The sequence below is a fragment of the Bhargavaea cecembensis DSE10 genome, from assembly GCF_000348905.1.
GTDB lineage: Bacteria > Bacillota > Bacilli > Bacillales_A > Planococcaceae > Bhargavaea > Bhargavaea cecembensis.
Genome location: NZ_AOFT01000008.1, coordinates 99836 through 116280 on the forward strand (window position 1 = coordinate 99836; position 16445 = coordinate 116280).

General features: G+C 55.3%; 14 protein-coding genes and 1 pseudogene. 5 read left to right on the plus strand and 10 right to left on the minus strand.

Annotated features, from left to right (window positions below; genetic code table 11):
* Positions 1-25: 25 nt before the first annotated feature.
* From C772_RS09085 to C772_RS09110, 6 genes are read right to left on the minus strand one after another with little or no spacing between them, the layout of a single operon-like run.
* Positions 26-1282 (minus strand): Zn-dependent hydrolase, encoded by a 1257-nt coding sequence (locus C772_RS09085; protein ID WP_008299359.1) that lies wholly within the window; start codon positions 1280-1282, stop codon positions 26-28.
* Between the two features lie 29 nt (positions 1283-1311).
* Positions 1312-1950, minus strand: coding sequence for an FMN-binding negative transcriptional regulator (locus tag C772_RS09090; RefSeq protein ID WP_008299361.1), 639 nt, complete (start codon positions 1948-1950; stop codon positions 1312-1314).
* A gap of 48 nt (positions 1951-1998) precedes the next feature.
* Positions 1999-3051 carry a C45 family autoproteolytic acyltransferase/hydolase gene (locus C772_RS09095; protein WP_008299362.1) on the minus strand — a complete coding sequence of 351 codons (1053 nt, stop codon included), beginning with the start codon at positions 3049-3051 and terminating at the stop codon, positions 1999-2001.
* Positions 3048-4667: an amidohydrolase gene (locus C772_RS09100; RefSeq protein WP_035001922.1), complete on the minus strand. Its 1620-nt coding sequence runs from the start codon at positions 4665-4667 to the stop codon at positions 3048-3050. The genes C772_RS09095 and C772_RS09100 overlap by 4 nt, the downstream gene beginning before the upstream one ends.
* A 31-nt stretch (positions 4668-4698) precedes the next feature.
* The gene (locus C772_RS09105) at positions 4699-6204 is read right to left on the minus strand and encodes a sodium:solute symporter family protein (protein WP_008299366.1); all 1506 of its coding nucleotides are present in this window, start codon (positions 6202-6204) and stop codon (positions 4699-4701) included.
* Positions 6204-6422, minus strand: a complete 219-nt coding sequence (locus C772_RS09110; RefSeq protein WP_008299368.1) for a hypothetical protein — start codon at positions 6420-6422, stop codon at positions 6204-6206. Before C772_RS09110 ends, C772_RS09105 begins: the two co-directional genes overlap by 1 nt.
* A 432-nt stretch (positions 6423-6854) precedes the next feature.
* On the opposite strand from C772_RS09110, the gene C772_RS09115 reads away from it, so the two are divergent.
* The gene (locus tag C772_RS09115; protein WP_051059429.1) at positions 6855-8237 is read left to right on the plus strand and encodes an amino acid permease; all 1383 of its coding nucleotides are present in this window, start codon (positions 6855-6857) and stop codon (positions 8235-8237) included.
* 168 nt (positions 8238-8405) lie between these two features.
* Here C772_RS09115 and C772_RS09120 read toward each other — a convergent pair whose 3' ends face one another.
* Genes C772_RS09120 through C772_RS09130 form a run of 3 tightly spaced genes read right to left on the minus strand, consistent with a single transcriptional unit; the run spans position 8406 to position 11385 of the window.
* Positions 8406-9641 (minus strand): M20 family metallopeptidase, encoded by a 1236-nt coding sequence (locus tag C772_RS09120; RefSeq protein WP_008299373.1) that lies wholly within the window; start codon positions 9639-9641, stop codon positions 8406-8408.
* A complete protein-coding gene (gene panF / locus C772_RS09125; protein WP_008299376.1) occupies positions 9638-11113 on the minus strand; it encodes a sodium/pantothenate symporter in 1476 nt (491 codons plus the stop codon). Before panF ends, C772_RS09120 begins: the two co-directional genes overlap by 4 nt.
* Entirely contained in the window at positions 11110-11385 is a 276-nt protein-coding gene (locus tag C772_RS09130; RefSeq protein WP_008299379.1) for a YhdT family protein, read from the minus strand. Before C772_RS09130 ends, panF begins: the two co-directional genes overlap by 4 nt.
* Positions 11386-11788: 403 nt before the next feature.
* Here C772_RS09130 and C772_RS09135 point away from each other — a divergent pair, with 403 nt between their 5' ends.
* Positions 11789-12013, plus strand: a complete 225-nt coding sequence (locus C772_RS09135) for a DUF2187 family protein (RefSeq protein WP_008299381.1) — start codon at positions 11789-11791, stop codon at positions 12011-12013.
* Positions 12014-12073: 60 nt separating this feature from the next.
* On the opposite strand, the pseudogene C772_RS09140 reads toward C772_RS09135, so the two are convergent.
* Positions 12074-13098 (minus strand): annotated as a pseudogene (locus C772_RS09140) (YeiH family protein).
* Positions 13099-13184: 86 nt separating this feature from the next.
* On the opposite strand from C772_RS09140, the gene C772_RS09145 reads away from it, so the two are divergent.
* The 3 genes from C772_RS09145 to C772_RS09155 all read left to right on the plus strand — a co-directional run bounded on the left by C772_RS09145 (position 13185) and on the right by C772_RS09155 (position 16396).
* Positions 13185-14060: a LysR family transcriptional regulator gene (locus tag C772_RS09145; RefSeq protein WP_160162844.1), complete on the plus strand. Its 876-nt coding sequence runs from the start codon at positions 13185-13187 to the stop codon at positions 14058-14060.
* A gap of 131 nt (positions 14061-14191) precedes the next feature.
* Positions 14192-15418 (plus strand): peptidase T, encoded by a 1227-nt coding sequence (gene pepT, locus C772_RS09150; RefSeq protein WP_008299387.1) that lies wholly within the window; start codon positions 14192-14194, stop codon positions 15416-15418.
* A 12-nt stretch (positions 15419-15430) separates the two neighbouring features.
* The gene (locus C772_RS09155) at positions 15431-16396 is read left to right on the plus strand and encodes a DMT family transporter (RefSeq protein ID WP_008299389.1); all 966 of its coding nucleotides are present in this window, start codon (positions 15431-15433) and stop codon (positions 16394-16396) included.
* Positions 16397-16445: the final 49 nt, after the last annotated feature.

Below are 16445 nucleotides of genomic sequence, written 5' to 3' on the forward strand. Positions count from 1 at the left end.
TGAAAAGGACTTTCCCGTTTTTCTTTTATACACTTTTCTCTTCCAATACTTTCTCCTCTTGGGTACTGGCATTCCGGTCCAGCTTCAGCACCGTATTCAAAAGGACATCCGCACCCTGTGCGCAATCCTCATACGATGTGTACTCATCCTCGCGATGGCTGTAACCTTTGGCACTCGGAACGAAAATCATGGCTGTCGGAATGTAACTGGCGATAAATTGTGCATCATGCCCGGCTCCACTGTACATGTTGCGGGTTCTTAACCCGAGTTCTGCCGCTGTTTCGGAAACCGCATTGACAACAGCCCCATCGAATTCAACCGTCTCTCTTCCCCACAGCTTTCTGGAGGTTACCTCACACCGTTCAAGTGTTTTGGGGAGTCGGTCAATGATCCGCTCAACCTGCCGGACGACGTCCATGCTTGTGTGCCGTGCCTCGAGGGTAAACGTGACCTCGTTCGGGATGACCGTATGGATATTTGGATGGGCCTGGATCCTGCCGATCGTGTAGACGAGATCCTCCGGCAGCTTTTTGAGTTCCCGCTGCAGGTCCACAATGACTTGTGCGGCAGCAAACATGGGGTCTTTTCTCATCGGGATGGGTGTGGTACCTGCGTGATTCGATTCGCCTTTCAGTGAAATTTCACAGCAGGTCATTCCCATCACGCCCTGGACGACGCCAATTTCCTCACCGGTATGTTCCAGCACCGGGCCCTGTTCAATATGCAGCTCTACGAAGGCAGCGGCTTCCCTGAGACGGTTCCCGGCTTCCCCCTCGTACCCGCTTATCTCTAGTGCTTGACCGAATGTCACGCCTTCCGTGTCTGCAGACAGGAGCATGTCTTCCTTCGCAAATTTTCCCGCCAACACCCCGGAAGACATCATCGCCGGGTCGAAGCGGGCACCTTCTTCATTTGTAAAGTTCATCACTGTTATTGGATGTTCCGTCTCGATGTTCCGCTCTACGATGGTCCGGACTACTTCCAGCCCTGCCACAACACCCAGCGTTCCGTCGAACCGACCGCCTTTTTTTACAGAATCGAGGTGTGAGCCCATCACAATCGGCGGCATGTCTTTTTTGCCGGATAAAGTGGCATACAGATTCCCCATGTCGTCCACTTTCACCGACATGCCAATTTCCTCACTGACTTCTATGAATTTATCTCGTGCGGCGATATCTTCCCGGGACAAGGAAAGCCTGGTCACTCCATTTTCCCCCGTAGCCCCGAATGAGGCGAACTGTTCCAGCAAACTCTGCAGCCGCTGACGATTAACCTTTTCCATTTGGTATCCCCCCTCGATGCGTTGGAATCCTATTCTGAAAGAGCAGGATTGGCAGGTCTTGTTTCCAGATTTGACTTCATGAATGATGCGATTTGGCGCTCGTCGGAATTCGGGCTTTTCTCCAGCTGCTCAATCACCCGTTTTTGCCGTTGCAAAGGTTGGTTTTGGCTTAACTTTGCCTTTCCTTCGATCTTGCTGATTTTGATTCTGAATCCCTGAACGCCCCTGGTCATTCCATCGATAAAATTTGAATCAGCCTGATCCAGCCTGTACGGACTATCCGGCGCTTCGTATTTGAGAACGATATCATTCAGGTGTTTTGCTAGCTCACTTCCGTTCCCAATCAGCTCGACTTCCCCAAATACATGCACCGTCACGTAATTCCATGTCGGAACTGCTTGATTCGTCTCATACCAGGAAGGTGAAATGTAACAATGGGGTCCATGGAAAACAGCCAATACATTTTGACCGGCAATGTCTTCGAATTGAGGATTCTGACGGGCGAAGTGCCCGTAAAGGGATAAGTGATCTTCACTTAACATTAACGGTAAGTGTGTGGCAAAAGGCAATCCATGATGCTGTGAGAACAGAGTCGCAAAACTATGCCGATTGATTATCCCACGGTTGATTTCGTCATCCGTAATTTTAAATTTCGGAGGGATATACATGGTGACACTGCTCCTTTCCGATGTTCGCACAAAAGGAAGAGCACCGGTTCAGATTCTGCTTGAACCGGCGCCTGCTTCACATGCCCTTCCTGTGCGATAGTCAAAAGATCCGGCGGTGAGGTTCATCACGATGCTGAAAACAGTCTCCATCTGCATGTGCTCCGGATGGGACGGGTTGATGTGTCTGCAAATGGAGTCCGGATAGTTTTCATGATCGGATAGTACAGCAAACATCTGTTCAGCATTTGCGGTTTCATCCAACCCATTCATCAGCTCCTGGATCCGATTCAGACGAGGGGCAGAATCAGGAATCGGAAAGTCTGATACCGCCTTTTGCAGTTGCTGATCACAAATGTGATTGGTATGAACGACCAACCCGTTTTCAGGGGGAATGGCTGCAGTATGGACAGGCGACACCTCTGTGCCGGCCATCTCACCGCTTTTGGAAGCAATGAGAAAATGCGCGGGGGAGGCCATCCGCCCATCACTTACGGCTTCAGAAGCTTCCTCGAACGTATGGGAGTCCAAAACCGCACGCAACCCCAGGTGGATCGGCACTTTCGGCTGCCAGGTCCTTGTCATGAGTGCGTTCAGACAAACCCCTACACCGGCGCTGTTGGAACCGATTTTCCCGATAATGCCGCCTTCCGTGATCATTCGCACAGAAGGCTTCCCCTCCTGCTCGATTTGGATATCCAGCAGCGAATCTAACTGGCTGCTTTTCCAGTCCCAGTTTTGCCCGAGCCAGACTTCGCCCTCCCAGTTGCAAGCAAATGACGTACATCCATCCGGAGTAGCCGTCAGTGCAATCTCACTTCTTGCATTTAATGCGAGAATATCTTCGAACCGGACACCGGCCCCGTCTGCGACGCCCTGCATCTCCTCCAGATAATCAGGCCGGAAAGCCGATATTGCGTCATGATGAAGCAATGCCTTTTCACAGGCCTCTTGCCAGGACATCCCCGTGTATCCATGGAAAAGTGCTTCATATGTGGACAGGCTATTTGTGATTTCTCTCTTTCCCTGCTCCCCGTGACCACGACCGATCTCATAAGGCGAGCCGCTCAGATGGATTTTTCTGACCGTCCGGGTATCGTTCATGAACGGACCGCCTCTCCGCTCCGTTCAAAGACCGTCTCTCCGCCAATGATCGTCCGGTCGACCAGGATCTCAGGAATGTCATCGATTTCAGCAGTTAGAATAGAACGGTCCAGAATGGCGAGGTCGGCAAGCTTCCCGGGTTCGATGGATCCAGTCCTTTCTTCGCTGAATCCGGAATAGGCCGCATTGATCGTGCAGCAGCGGATGGCATCGAGCAAGCCGATTCGTTCCGCCTCTCCGACAACCTGTCCGGACGGCGCCTTTCTCGTGATGGCGCTATGGATGCCCCTCATCGGGTTAAAATCTGTAACCGGGCAGTCCGCTGTGAGCGTTGCCGGAACGCCGGCCTCGCGGTAGCTGGCTAGCGGGTACATGTTTTGTGCACGCTGACCGTAGTTCTTTACATAGCCGTCCCCGTACTCATAGAAAAATGCAGGGTTTGGTGTCGGGACAGCACCCAGTTCCTTCATGCGCTGCACCTGGTCTTTTCTTGCAAGCCCGGCGTGTTCGATACGATGGCGCGCATCTTCACGCGGGTGGAGCCTGAGCGCCTTGTCAATCGTGTTCAGCAACTGATCGATGGCCGCATCACCCTGTGCATGTGCTGTGATCTGCCAGCCTTTTTCATGTGCCGGGACAAACAATTCGTCAAGCTCTTCCTGAGTCATATAGTGAATCCCGTAGTTTTCAGGATCACTCGTATACGGTTCAGTCGTCCAGACGGTCGGTCCGCTGCTTGAGCCGTCAAGAAATACCTTGACCGGCCCGTACCTGAAGCGATCGTTCCCTTCACCGGTGCGGATATCCTTCTCCAGGTAATGCCTGACGACTTTGTCCGGATTGTTCAGCGCCCCGACCATCGCATACACACGCTGTGCGATCACTCCCTCTTCGGCATCCTCACGCAGCGCTTCAATGTTTTCAATGCCATAACCGGTCGCATCATGGACGGCGGTAATCCCTTTTTCCGCAAAGTGCCCCGAAGCGACCCTGTGGGCTTCGCGGATTTCATCACGTGTATGGGCGGCTAGCTGATACAGGTTCATGTGGGCATTTTCAATGAGTCGTCCGTCCGGCTCACCGTCCGCATCCCTTCCGATGGTTCCGCCTTCCGGGTCCGGTGTATTACGGGTGATCCCGCCGATCGCCAGCCCCCTGCTGTTGACCGCGGAAATATGTCCGCATGCCCGGACCACCATCACAGGATGCTTGTCCGTAACACCATCCAATTCTTCGCGGGTCGGAAAACGCCCCTCCCCGATGGCATTCTCATTGAAGCCCCAGGCACGGACCCATTGCCCTTCGGGTACCGAAGCCGCCTGCTCCTTTAACTTGTCCAGCAAGTCCGGTATGGAACGGATACCAGGGTCCTTGCAGGAGACGGCAAGGACGTTGGCCCCGTACATCGTCGTATGAATATGCGATTCGATGATGCCGGGCATGAGCGTCCGCCCTTCGAGGTCAGTGACCGCCGCCTCCCCATCCTGCAGTTTCAGAATGTCTTCCGCAGTACCTACAGCGAGAACTTTTCCGTCCTCTATGGCGACAGCTTCCGCGATTTCGTTTTGGCTGTTGACGGTGATGACCTCACCGTTGATAAACAGTTCCTTTGCCATGATGTCATTCCCCTTCCATGCGGAGCCGGCGTCAGATTGACGCCGGCTTCGTTGTATTTTCCGGAACTTCCTCATACAGTTCATCCACCATATCCGGGAAGAATTCTTCGACTGTCTTCTTGGAGACCGGTTCGGTCAGCAGAGAAACGATGAAGAAGATCGGCAGGTTGACGAAGAGCCCCCATATTCCGGCATGGATGCCCAGCGGATGCGGGAACCAGACCGAGAAGACCAGCGTCACGACAAAGCCTGCAGCGAGTCCCCAGAATGCGCCCTGCTTGGTTGCACGCGGCCAGAAGAACATTCCGACAAGCGCCGGGAACGCCTGGCCGATAAAGCCATAGCCGATCAGCAGGATGTAAACGAGGCTGGCAGGCTGCATGATCGAAATCGGCGCAACGATCAGACCCATGATCGGGAAGATGAGCCAGCGCGTCAGTTTGCCCGCTTTCTCATCAGACAGCTTGAAGATTGGCTGGATGATGTCCTTGCTGTAACTGAGCGCTGTCCCATGGATACACGGCTCGCTCGAGGACATCGCAGCAGCCAGTGTTCCCGCACCCAACAGACCTGCCAGAAGTACCGGCATATTATCCATCGCCATCTGGATGGCGACGGTGTCCGCCTGTGCCAGCGATGGGTAAACGAAGATGCCGATGAATCCTACCACCAGCATCGGAATGCACACGACGTAGTAAGTCGGAAGCATCGTGGCTGCGGTACGGATCGACTTACGTGTATTGGCTCCCATCCACTGGATCCAGTGAGTCTGCCAGACCGATACCATGGAAATCAGAATGGATGTCGTCCAGAACGCAAAACCCATGTCCCCCAGGTTTCCCGGAAGTGTCAGGAATTGCGGTGCCTCTTCGCGGACCCGCTCAAACACCGGACCGAACGAATAACCGCCTGTAAACTGCTTGACTACCCACAGACCGAATGCCCACGAGACAACGAACATCAGTGCACCCTGAAACGCATTCGTGATTCCGATCGCCCGTAACCCGCTCTTGAACAGATAGATTGAAATAACGGCGAGAGACAAAATTACGCCCAGCCAGACCGGAATCTTGCCGTGGCTCATGACATTCAGAATATAAGCAGAGCCTGTGGTTTGAAGAACCGCGTAGGCAAGAACTCCAATCGAAGTGACGAAGGAAGCCAGTGCTCCCAGGGCAGGACTCTCATAACGGTGAGTGATCGCTGCCCCCTGCGTCACATGGTTATACTTCACGCCAAGGTCCCATACTTTCGGCCCCAGATACCATGCGGTTATGCCCATAAACGTCAGATAAACGACAACGTATAGAACCGGTACCCCTTTCGAATACGCCCATCCCGGTGCCCCCATGAACGTATACGCGCTGATGCCCCCTGCACCGACAAGAAGATACATGACAATCGGCCCCAGGCTGCGGCCAGCAACTCCCCATTCTTCCACTTTGTTCATATTGCGCCCTTTACCTGCGCCGAAGCCGAGCCAGACCGCAATCACCATGTAGGAAACCGTAATTAAAAAGGGAATCCACTGTGCCATCAGTCATTCACCCCCATCTTATTAAGTATCATGAGAATTCCCGTGGTCAGGAAAATCAGCAAGATCGACCAGACCATCAGGATCGGCATGCCGAAAATAATGGTGGTATGATTCAGCAGCGGAATAACCGGCCAGCTTCCCAATAACACGATGGTCAGAATAGCGAAAAGTCCGATCCACCCTTTGTGAGTTTTAGGTGTTCTGAATGTGGCTTTCATGCATTTCCCCCCTACTTATTTTTTCCCCCGAGCACCTCAAGCTGTTTTGATAACGCTTACAACATTCGCTTGTACCAATAGCCTAACGGATAGAACATTCTGATTCTTCTATATTTATGTCTAACAATCGCCCTCTCTCTATGGACAGTTTGTCTATTATGGATCAATCAGCTTAGCCAAATCATGTAAAATACAGAGAAATTTACGGTGTTCCAGTTATTTTGATGTGTTTTTTACATTCCGTCGCCTGCACGCCAAAAGCATTTGACGTCCTGTCCATTTCACTTTCCCTTCTGATTCACTATGATAAAGAGAGATAAGAAATTTCAAGCACTTATTGAAAGCGCTTTCCGAAAGCGCCGATAGCAGAAAGGGGAATTTAAAATGGCCTTACAGAACCAGACAGAACCCGGTTCCGGCACGCAGCCGGGCATGAAGTCGGACCTGAAAACCCGTCACATCACGATGATCTCGATTGCAGGGGTGATCGGCGCAGGGCTCTTTATCGGGAGCGGTGCAGTCATCAACTCCGTCGGGCCGGGCGCCATCCTCTCCTATGCATTTGCAGGCCTGATCGTTGTCCTGGTCATGAGGATGCTCGGCGAGATGGCCGCCGCGTACCCGACAAGCGGCTCGTTCTCGACCTACGCGAATGAAGCGATCGGGCCGTGGGCCGGTTTTACAATCGGCTGGCTGTACTGGTTTTTCTGGGTCGTCGTCATCGCCATCGAAGCGCTTGCCGGCGCGGCCATCATCCAGTATTGGATTCCGGACTTCCCGATCTGGCTGATGAGCCTGATCCTGACGGTGGCGCTGACTGCGACGAACCTGTTCTCCGTCAAGGCGTTCGGTGAATTCGAATACTGGTTCTCCCTCATCAAAGTCGTCGCCATTACGCTGTTCCTCGTTCTTGGCGTTGCCGTCCTGTTCGGGTGGTACCCGGGCATTGCGGCTCCGGGAACAGTCAACCTCCTCGGTGAAGGCGGGTTTATGCCATCCGGATTCGGCGCCATCATGCTTGGAATCACGGTCGTCATCTTCTCGTTCATGGGCACCGAAATCGTTGCCATCGCTGCCGGTGAATCAGAAAACCCCGTACGCTCCGTGCGTACAGCGACCAACAGCGTTGTCTGGCGGATCCTCATCTTCTATATCGGTTCGATTGCAGTCGTCGTGACGCTCCTGCCGTGGAACTCGGCAAACATCCTGGTCAGTCCGTTCGTTGCCGTACTGGACCATATCGGCATTCCGGCCGCCGCACAGATCATGAACTTCGTCGTACTGACCGCGGTGCTCAGTTGCCTGAACTCGGCACTTTATGCCAACTCCCGGATGCTGTTCGGAATGGCCAAAAAGGGCGATGCGCCGAAATACTTCCTCAAGCTCAGCAAAAAAGGCGTGCCGGTACGGGCCATCCTGTTCAGCACGGTGTTCTCCTACATCGCCTGCATCATGAACTTCATCTCGCCGGACAAGGTCTTCCTGTTCCTGATCAACTCGTCGGGTGCGGTCGCCCTTCTGGTCTACCTGATCATCAGTGTCTCGCAATTGCGCATGCGGAAGCGGCTCGAGCAGGAGCGCGGCCACCTGCCGGTCAAGATGTGGCTGTTCCCTTACCTGACGTATGCGACGATCATCGCTGTATCCGGCATCTACCTGGCGATGTTCTTTATCCCGTCGATGCAGATTCAGGTCATCTTGACCACAATTGTCGCCCTGGGTGTCGTCGGCATCTACTTCCTGTTCTACAAGAAAAAGCAGGAAGCCCCCGGCCTCGGACAGGCTCCGGCTCACGTGCAGCGCTCACCTGAATAAATGACAGTCCACCTCCCCCCTTCGGAACGCCCGCAGGGGGGTTTTTGGGGGGTAAAACAGAACTTCAAATGAAAAACGGCCGGAATCCAGTCCGGCCGCTCCGCTTCCCTATTCAAATCCCAAGCAGCCACGAAACGGCATTTGATGCCGTCGGCGCCTGTCAGGTATTCATGACTCCGCCTTTTCCCTGTTCAGAAAGCGCAGTGCCGCCTCCCGGTAAATCGCTGTCGTCTCGGCAAGCTCTTCAATATCCACGTATTCGTCGATCTGGTGCGGAATGTCCCGGTCGCCGGCGCCGATTGTCACGATCGGAACACCGTGCACGTGGAGGAAAGTTCCGTCAGTTGCGCCCGGCACGCCGTTGTAGACCGGCTCTTTCCCGGTCACATGCTGTACAGCTTCATAGATCGCCCGGACGACCGGCTCGTCCTTGGATGTCGCGGTCGCAGGGCGGTCATCGAGAACGGTCAGCTCACAGTTGAAGTCAGGATCTTCCGCCTTCAGCTTTTCGATGATCGCATCGATCTTGCCGCGGAGCTCGTCGTGATCCTGCGCCGGCACGGTCCGGATATCCAGCGTCATCCGGCAGTGATCAGGGATGACGTTAATCTGCGCATCGCCCTTGACCGGCGCCTGAAGGATGGTCGGCGTAATGGACGGCCATTTCAGGTACGGGTCCTCTCCCAGCCGTTCCTGTTCCGCTTTCTCCAGCTTTTCTAGCTCGACGATCAGGCGGGCCATCCGCCAGTTCGGATTGATCCCGCTCCAGGAAATCGCACCGTGGGCCATCTTGCCGTACATGTCGACCCGGATGCGCATCGCGCCGCGCTGGGCGATGCAGACATTGTTTTCCTCCGGCTCACAGATGATGGCGCCGTCGACGCCGTCTGCCCAGCCCTGCTCGATGAAGTGCTTGATGCCGATCATCATGCCTTCCTCATCGCATGGGATGCAAAGGATGATCTTGCCCCGGAAGTCTTCTCCGTCCTGGAGCAGCGAGTGGACGGCGGTGATCATGCAGGCCAGATTTCCCTTCGTGTCATTCGTGCCCCGCCCATACATGCGGCCGTCGATGATTTCCGCTCCGAACGGATCATATGTCCAGGCTTCCCGGTTTCCTTCCGTCACGACATCGGTGTGCCCTTCAAACAAAAGCGTCGGGCCCGGCTTGCCCGAGTCCACAATCCCGATGACGTTCGGCCTTCCGGGAACAACTTCTTCGACGTGCGTCTCGATGGCATAGCTGCGGAGTACATCCGCCACATAGTTCGCGACCTTTTCTTCATTTCCGCCGGAGATGCCTTCGCCGCGGTAGACGCTTTCGATCCGGACAAGCTCTTGTGTCAGGCGGATGACCGCCTCGCGGTCTCTCAGATAAGTTACGCTCTTCATATCGGTCGTCATGCAATCTCCCCTTTTCTGATCCGTTCATAGTCGTAGGCTTCCTGCTTCATCACCAGGCTGAAGACGATGAAAGCGACAAATGACAGGAGAACCGGCAGCGTTACGGTATGCACGCCGAACAGATTCCCGTTCGCCTCGTTATAAAAGTGGATGGCGATATAGCTGCCGATCCCTACAATCATCGAAGCGATAGCCCCGTATTTGTTGGCATATTTCCAGTAAAGCCCCAGAACAATCGGCCAGATAAACGCCGCTTCAAGACCGCCGAATGCGAACAGGTTCAGGAAGATGAGCAGATCCGGCGGGTCAAGTGCCAGAATGTAGACAATGGTCCCGAGAACGGCCGTCACTCCGAAGCTGGCGCGTTTGATCGCCCTGACGTTGGCATCCGGCTTGATGTAGTTCAGATAAACGTCTTTCACGACAGTCGAGGAAACAAGAATCAGCAGTGAGTCGACCGTCGACATGATGGCCGCCATCGGCGCGGCAAGCACAATCCCTGCCAGCCAGGCCGGCAGGACATCCATTGCAATCAGCGGAATGACTTTATCCCCGACATCGATGCCCGGGAGAATCGGCCGCGCAAATACGCCGATCAGGTGCATGTTCAGCATGATTACCCCGGTGACAACCGTGCCGATGATCAATGCGCGGTGCATCGACCTGGAGTTTTTGTATGACATCGAACGGACCGCGATCTGAGGCAATCCGACCACTCCGACCCCGACGAGGATCCAGAATGAAGATACGTATGCTTTTCCGAGATTCCCGTCTGCACCGAATGGCGTGACGAGATTCGGGTTTTCCGACACGAGATCATGGATGATGTTCGATACGCCACCGCCCGCGATAATGACGCCCGCAAGGAGGACAATCGTGCCGATGACCATGACGGCCCCCTGGACCGCATCGGTCACGGCGACCGCGCGGAATCCGCCGATGGTTACATAAACCAGAACGGATACGGCGAAGACGAAGAGCGCTGTATGATAGCTCATCCCTGTAAGGGATTCGACCAGGCGCGCCCCGCCGATCCATTGGGCGGCCATCGCCGAAAACAGGAAGATGATAATGGCCGCAGCTGAAAGGATCACGACCGGCGCACTGTTATAGCGGGCCTTCAGGAAGTCGACGAGGGTCAGCGCCCGGTACCGTCGCGCCATGATGGCGAACTTTTTCCCCAGGATCATCAGGACAAAATAGCCAGTCACGACCTGCGACATGGCAAGAAGCACCCAGCCGAAGCCCATTGTGTAGGCTGTTCCCGGTCCGCCGAGGAAACTTGATGCACTGCCATAGGTCGCGACCATCGTCATCGCCAGCACAAAGCCGCCAAGTTCACGGCCGCCCAGGAAATAATCCTGCAGAAAGTCTCCGCCTGAAACCTTGGCCCCCTTCCGGCTGGACCAGATCCCGATAAAGAAAATGACGATCAGGAAAACGAGGAGCGGTATGATGACCGACCAGTTCATTGCGTCTCCTCCTCTTCCTCGAACGGAACTTCTTTAAAGAAAAATTTGACGACAACGATAACGAGTGCCGTAATCAGGATGAACCCCACTACACAACTGTAGAAAAACCAGTCCGGCATGCCCAATATGTATGAATACTCCTCCACCGGTCTCGAACCCATCCCGTAGGCGAAGCCGAACCACCAGACGAAATTGAGCAGTGCGAGACCGCAGCCGATCAGCGCCTCCCGGTTGGCAACTTTAAATCGCCAATCTGTCTTGTTGTTGCTCATGCTTTTCCCCCTTTGTCCAATCCCCGGTCAAACACGGAACCGGAACGTCTGAATGTACCATGATTCTACAAAACTTCCCGTCCCTTTGGTATAGGGACTACTTCCAGCTGATTCCCCGTCAGCAGCCGTTGAGCTTCCTTAAATATTATAGAACATACTTTTCTGATTCGTCTGTCAATATGTTTAATCATCCGTCCCTTCACTTGACAGTGTGTCTACAGAAACACTCCCGGGAATTATTGTCTCGTATCAGGAAACTGCAAAAAAATACAAAGTATGCTATAATCGTATATGGACAACCTGTCCGGAGGGTCGGCAATTTCGCCGCTCCCGTTCTCATGCTTGGGATCAGACCCGGGCTTTTTCTTTTTTACCGAGAATTATTTCAAAGGGGTGGATGAGGATGGCTTTTCCTGCCAAGCAGAAAGACCAGTCGCCATTTGTTGCAGCACGGAAAGTGGGCGAGGTGATTTCTTTCGTCCGTAACGATCACGAGGTTATCGGGAAGATTGAAAAGATCCTCGAGAACTCGGTTATCGTGCAGATCACGAAAGATGACGCCGATGCGATCGGCGTGCCGTCCGACCGCACCGTTGTGTCGCACAAGAATTATCACGTCTTTGAATAAGCTTACAGAAAAAATAGCGCGCCGCTGTCCCTTGTGGACAGGCGGCGCGCTGTTTTTTTATCAGCCGATCAATGTCACGTAACCATAGACAACGCCCGCCAGCACGACGGAGCCGATCAGGCAGGCTGCGAAAGGCCTGAAGCCGGCTTTCCGGAATGCCTGGAAGCTGACACTCAGGCCGATGCCCGCCATCCCATCGCCAGCAGGAGATAGGCGAGGTCGACGATGCGCGCGGCGACAGCATCCGGCACGATTCCTGTCGTGTAGATGGCGCTGACAGCGAGGAAGCCGATGATGAACCAAGGGATCGGGAGCTCGCGGAACGTCAGGCGGCCTCCCTGTTTCCCTTCCTTCTGCATTTTCCTGGCGGCATAGATGCCGATGCCCGCTGCAACAAAGACGAGGAGGACGACGCGTGTCAGCTTGACGACGAGCGCGTAGTCGAGCGCTTCAGCGCCTGCCGCGTCCCCGGCCGCGACGACGTTTGCAATCTCATGCAGCGAACCGCCGGCAAACAGGCCGTACTGCTTCTCGGTCAGTCCCATGACCGGGTGCAGAAGCGCATAGGCGAAAGTGAACAGCGTCCCCACGATCGAGATGATCGCTACGCTCACCGCGGTCTCTTCCGGCTTGGACTTGACCTGGGAAGAAACCGCGCCGATCGCAGCCGCTCCGCAGATACCCGTGCCCGCCGCGGTCAGGAACCCGATCGCCGGGTCCGACTTCAGCAGTTTGGCCGCAGCCCATACCGCTGCGATCCCGACGGCCACACTGATGGCCGCGAGCCCGAAAGCTGTCCAGCCGGCCTCCGCCAGGTCACCGAGATGCAGCCGCATCCCGAGCAGGATGATCCCCGCCCGGAGCAGTTTTTTCGAGGCAAACTTGAGTCCGCTCCCCCACTCATCCTTCACCGGCAAGAATGTATTCCAGAGCATGCCGAGCAGGATCGCAAACACGAGCGGCCCGATCAGCGATATATATGGAAGGCCGGCCGCGAGCTCTGCGAGCACCGCAAGCAGAAGCGTCAGGCCGATTCCGATCCAGAATCCTTTATTCATGAATGTTGCCCCTTTCCTTGCCTTCATTATAGACTTACGGTGTCAATCATTAAAATGAACCTTTATGATAGAATCAATCAGAAATTCTGATGGAAAAGAGGCAGGATATGCTTTTGGAGCAATTAAGGACATTCACCGAAGTGGCAGAGCGCAGGAACTTTACGAAAGCGGGTGAGGCGCTGAACCTCGCCCAGCCGACTGTCAGCCTGCACATCAGACAGCTGGAGGAGGAATTCGGCACGGCGCTTTTTATCCGGTCACGGAAGCAGTTCAGCATCACCCCGGCCGGGCAACTGCTTTACGAGCGGGCCAGGCAGCTGCTGGCGCTTGCCGAAGAAACGAAAGAAGACATGATGCGGCAGAGCGGCGAGCTCACCGGAACGCTGACGGTCGCGGCAAGCTATACGATCGGAGAGTACGTCCTTCCCCGACTGCTGGAGGATCTGCTTGCCGCCCACCCGAAGCTGGAAGTCGTCATCTCCATCAGCAACACCGAGGAAGTCGAGGCCAAAGTGCGCGAGTTCCGGTGCGATGTCGGCTGTATAGAAGGCACTGTCCGGCTTGACGGACTCACCGCCGTTCCGTTCATGGAAGACGAGCTCATTGTCGTCTGCGGCACCGGCCATCCGCTCGCCGGAAAAGCCGATGTCACTCCCGTAGACCTTCAACAGGCGCGCTGGATCACCCGCGAGGAAGGATCCGGTACGCGGGAGCACACCGACCACCTTCTCCGCTCCCTCGGACATGTAAAGCCGGGCCGCATGATCATCGGGTCGAACGGCGGCGTCATCCAGGCGGTCGCCGCAGGCCTCGGGATTGCAGCCGTTTCCGTCCATGCCGCAAAAAATGGGATCGAGACCGGGAAGCTTGTCCGGCTGAGCACAAATCTCCCGCCGCAGAAGCGGACCTTTTCTGTGCTGCATGCGCCGGTGATGGCGGACCATGCAGCCGTTTCTGCGTTTCTGGAGGCAGTCGCCGAGAAAAAATAATCGGCTCACCAGGGTTGGTGGTATTTCCCGGGGTTATTGTGTACTTTCACGGACACTCTCCCCCTCCAAAGGGAGAAATGCTAATATGGTACTATTCGGAATATATCCACCACCAGGGGAGGATCACCAAGATGAAAGAAAAGCTGATCGAGCGCCTCGTGCGCTACGCAAAGATTGATACACAGTCCAATGAAGAAAGCACTTCGACGCCGTCGACGGAGGGCCAGTGGGACCTGCTCCGCCTGCTCGAGAAGGAAATGGCGGAGATCGGCCTGACAGAGATTAAGCTGGACGAAAACGGCTACCTGTTCGGTACGCTTCCGGCGAACACCGACAAGGAACTCCCGGTGATCGGCTTCCTCGCCCATGTCGATACGGCGACAGACTACACGGGCAAAAACGTCAATCCGCAGCGCATCGACAACTATGACGGATCCGACATCAAACTGAACGAACATACCGTCATGGCCAGGTCCGTGTTCCCGCAGCTGGACAACTACAAAGGCCACACGCTGATCACGACGGACGGCACGACACTTCTCGGAGCCGACAACAAGGCGGGCATTGCAGAGATCATGACGGCGATGGAATATCTCGCGCAAAACCCGGATATCAGGCACGGCAAGCTCCGTGTTGCATTTTCCCCGGACGAGGAAATCGGCCGCGGGCCTCACAAGTTTGACGTCGAAGCGTTCGGTGCGGACTACGCCTACACGATGGACGGCGGCCCGCTCGGCGAGCTCCAGTACGAAAGCTTCAATGCGGCCGCGGCGAAAGTGACGTTCAACGGCACGAACATCCACCCGGGCTCCGCAAAGGATAAGATGGTCAACTCCATCCTCATTGCTCATGAATTCCAGGCGGCGATGCCGGCGGATGAAATCCCGCAGAAAACCGATGATTATGAGGGCTTTATCCACCTCATGTACGTAGACGGCTCAGTCGAGAAGACCACTCTCTCCTACATCATCCGTGACCATAGCCGCGAGAAGTTCGAAGCGAAAAAGCAACTGCTTGAAGAAACAGCCGCCAAGCTGGACAGCCAGTACGGCGAAGGCACGGTCGAACTTGAGCTGAATGACCAGTACTACAACATGGCGGAAAAAATCGAGCCTGTCATGCATATTGTCGATATCGCATCCGACGCCTTCAAGAACCTCGGCATCGAACCGAACATCATCCCGGTCCGCGGCGGCACGGACGGCTCGCAGCTTTCTTACATGGGTCTGCCGACACCGAACATCTTCACGGGCGGCGAGAACTTCCACGGCAAGTATGAATTCATCTCCGCCGACAATATGGAAAAAGCGGCGAATGTCATCATCGAGATGGTGAAGCTTTACGAAGAACGCGCATAAGGGGGCCTTTTCATGAAGGAGATCACGCTTGGCATCCTTGCCTCGCTGTTTTTTGCAGTGACGTTCGTCCTGAACCGCTCGATGGAGCTGGACGGCGGCAGCTGGATGTGGAGTGCCTCGCTCCGGTTCTTTTTCATGGTGCCTTTTTTGCTCCTGATCGTCGCAGTGCGCAGGGGGCTGAAAACCTCGTTCGCTGAAATGCAGCGCATCCCCGGTCCGTTCATTCTCTGGAGCTTTTTCGCGTTCGTGCTGTTCTACGCACCGCTCACATTCGCGGCGGCATTCAGCCCGGGCTGGCTGGTTGCGGGAACGTGGCAGCTGACCATCGTGGCTGGCGTGCTGCTCGCTCCGCTGTTTTTGTACACGATTAAAACGTCGGACGGTGAAAAAAGGGCTCGTCACCGGATTCCCGTCGTCTCACTCGGCATCTCCCGTATCATCCTGCTTGGTGTCGTGCTGATCCAGATGCCGCATGCAGGAACGGTAGACGGCCGGACGGTTCTGCTCGGCATCCTTCCGATTGTCATCGCGGCGTTTGCCTATCCGCTCGGGAACCGGAAGATGATGGAGACGCTCGGCGGACGGCTTGACACGTTCCAGCGGGTGCTGGCGATGACGCTGGCCTCGCTTCCGTTCTGGCTCCTGCTTGCCGGCATTGCGGTTGCGACAGTCGGGTGGCCGTCCTGGGGACAGGTCGTCCAGTCGTTCATCGTCGCGGTCTCGTCCGGAGTCATTGCGACCACACTGTTTTTCATGGCCACCGACCTTGCCCGTCACGATCAGGGGAGGCTCGCCGCGGTCGAAGCGACCCAGTCGCTCGAGATCGTCTTTGCCCTTGCCGGAGAGATGATCCTGCTGTCGCTTCCGCTCCCCGGCCCGGTCGCCCTCGGCGGCATCGCCGTCATCATCGCCGGCATGTCGCTGCACAGCTTTCAGACCCTGCTTGCGAAGCGAAAATCCATTGCCCAAGCTCTATAGAACAAACGTCAAAGGACCGCTCCGATCATTTCGGAGCGGTCCTTTCACA

Excerpts from the sequence above, each read along its gene's own strand:
- C772_RS09085 (WP_008299359.1), bottom strand. The coding sequence starts at position 1,282 with ATGGAAAAGGTTAATCGTCAGCGGCTGCAGAGTTTGCTGGAACAGTTC.
- C772_RS09090 (WP_008299361.1), bottom strand. The coding sequence starts at position 1,950 with ATGTATATCCCTCCGAAATTTAAAATTACGGATGACGAAATCAACCGT.
- C772_RS09095 (WP_008299362.1), bottom strand. The coding sequence starts at position 3,051 with ATGAACGATACCCGGACGGTCAGAAAAATCCATCTGAGCGGCTCGCCT.
- C772_RS09100 (WP_035001922.1), bottom strand. The coding sequence starts at position 4,667 with ATGGCAAAGGAACTGTTTATCAACGGTGAGGTCATCACCGTCAACAGC.
- C772_RS09105 (WP_008299366.1), bottom strand. The coding sequence starts at position 6,204 with ATGGCACAGTGGATTCCCTTTTTAATTACGGTTTCCTACATGGTGATT.
- C772_RS09110 (WP_008299368.1), bottom strand. The coding sequence starts at position 6,422 with ATGAAAGCCACATTCAGAACACCTAAAACTCACAAAGGGTGGATCGGA.
- C772_RS09115 (WP_051059429.1), top strand. The coding sequence starts at position 6,855 with ATGAAGTCGGACCTGAAAACCCGTCACATCACGATGATCTCGATTGCA.
- C772_RS09120 (WP_008299373.1), bottom strand. The coding sequence starts at position 9,641 with ATGACGACCGATATGAAGAGCGTAACTTATCTGAGAGACCGCGAGGCG.
- panF (WP_008299376.1), bottom strand. The coding sequence starts at position 11,113 with ATGAACTGGTCGGTCATCATACCGCTCCTCGTTTTCCTGATCGTCATT.
- C772_RS09130 (WP_008299379.1), bottom strand. The coding sequence starts at position 11,385 with ATGAGCAACAACAAGACAGATTGGCGATTTAAAGTTGCCAACCGGGAG.
- C772_RS09135 (WP_008299381.1), top strand. The coding sequence starts at position 11,789 with ATGGCTTTTCCTGCCAAGCAGAAAGACCAGTCGCCATTTGTTGCAGCA.
- pepT (WP_008299387.1), top strand. The coding sequence starts at position 14,192 with ATGAAAGAAAAGCTGATCGAGCGCCTCGTGCGCTACGCAAAGATTGAT.
- C772_RS09155 (WP_008299389.1), top strand. The coding sequence starts at position 15,431 with ATGAAGGAGATCACGCTTGGCATCCTTGCCTCGCTGTTTTTTGCAGTG.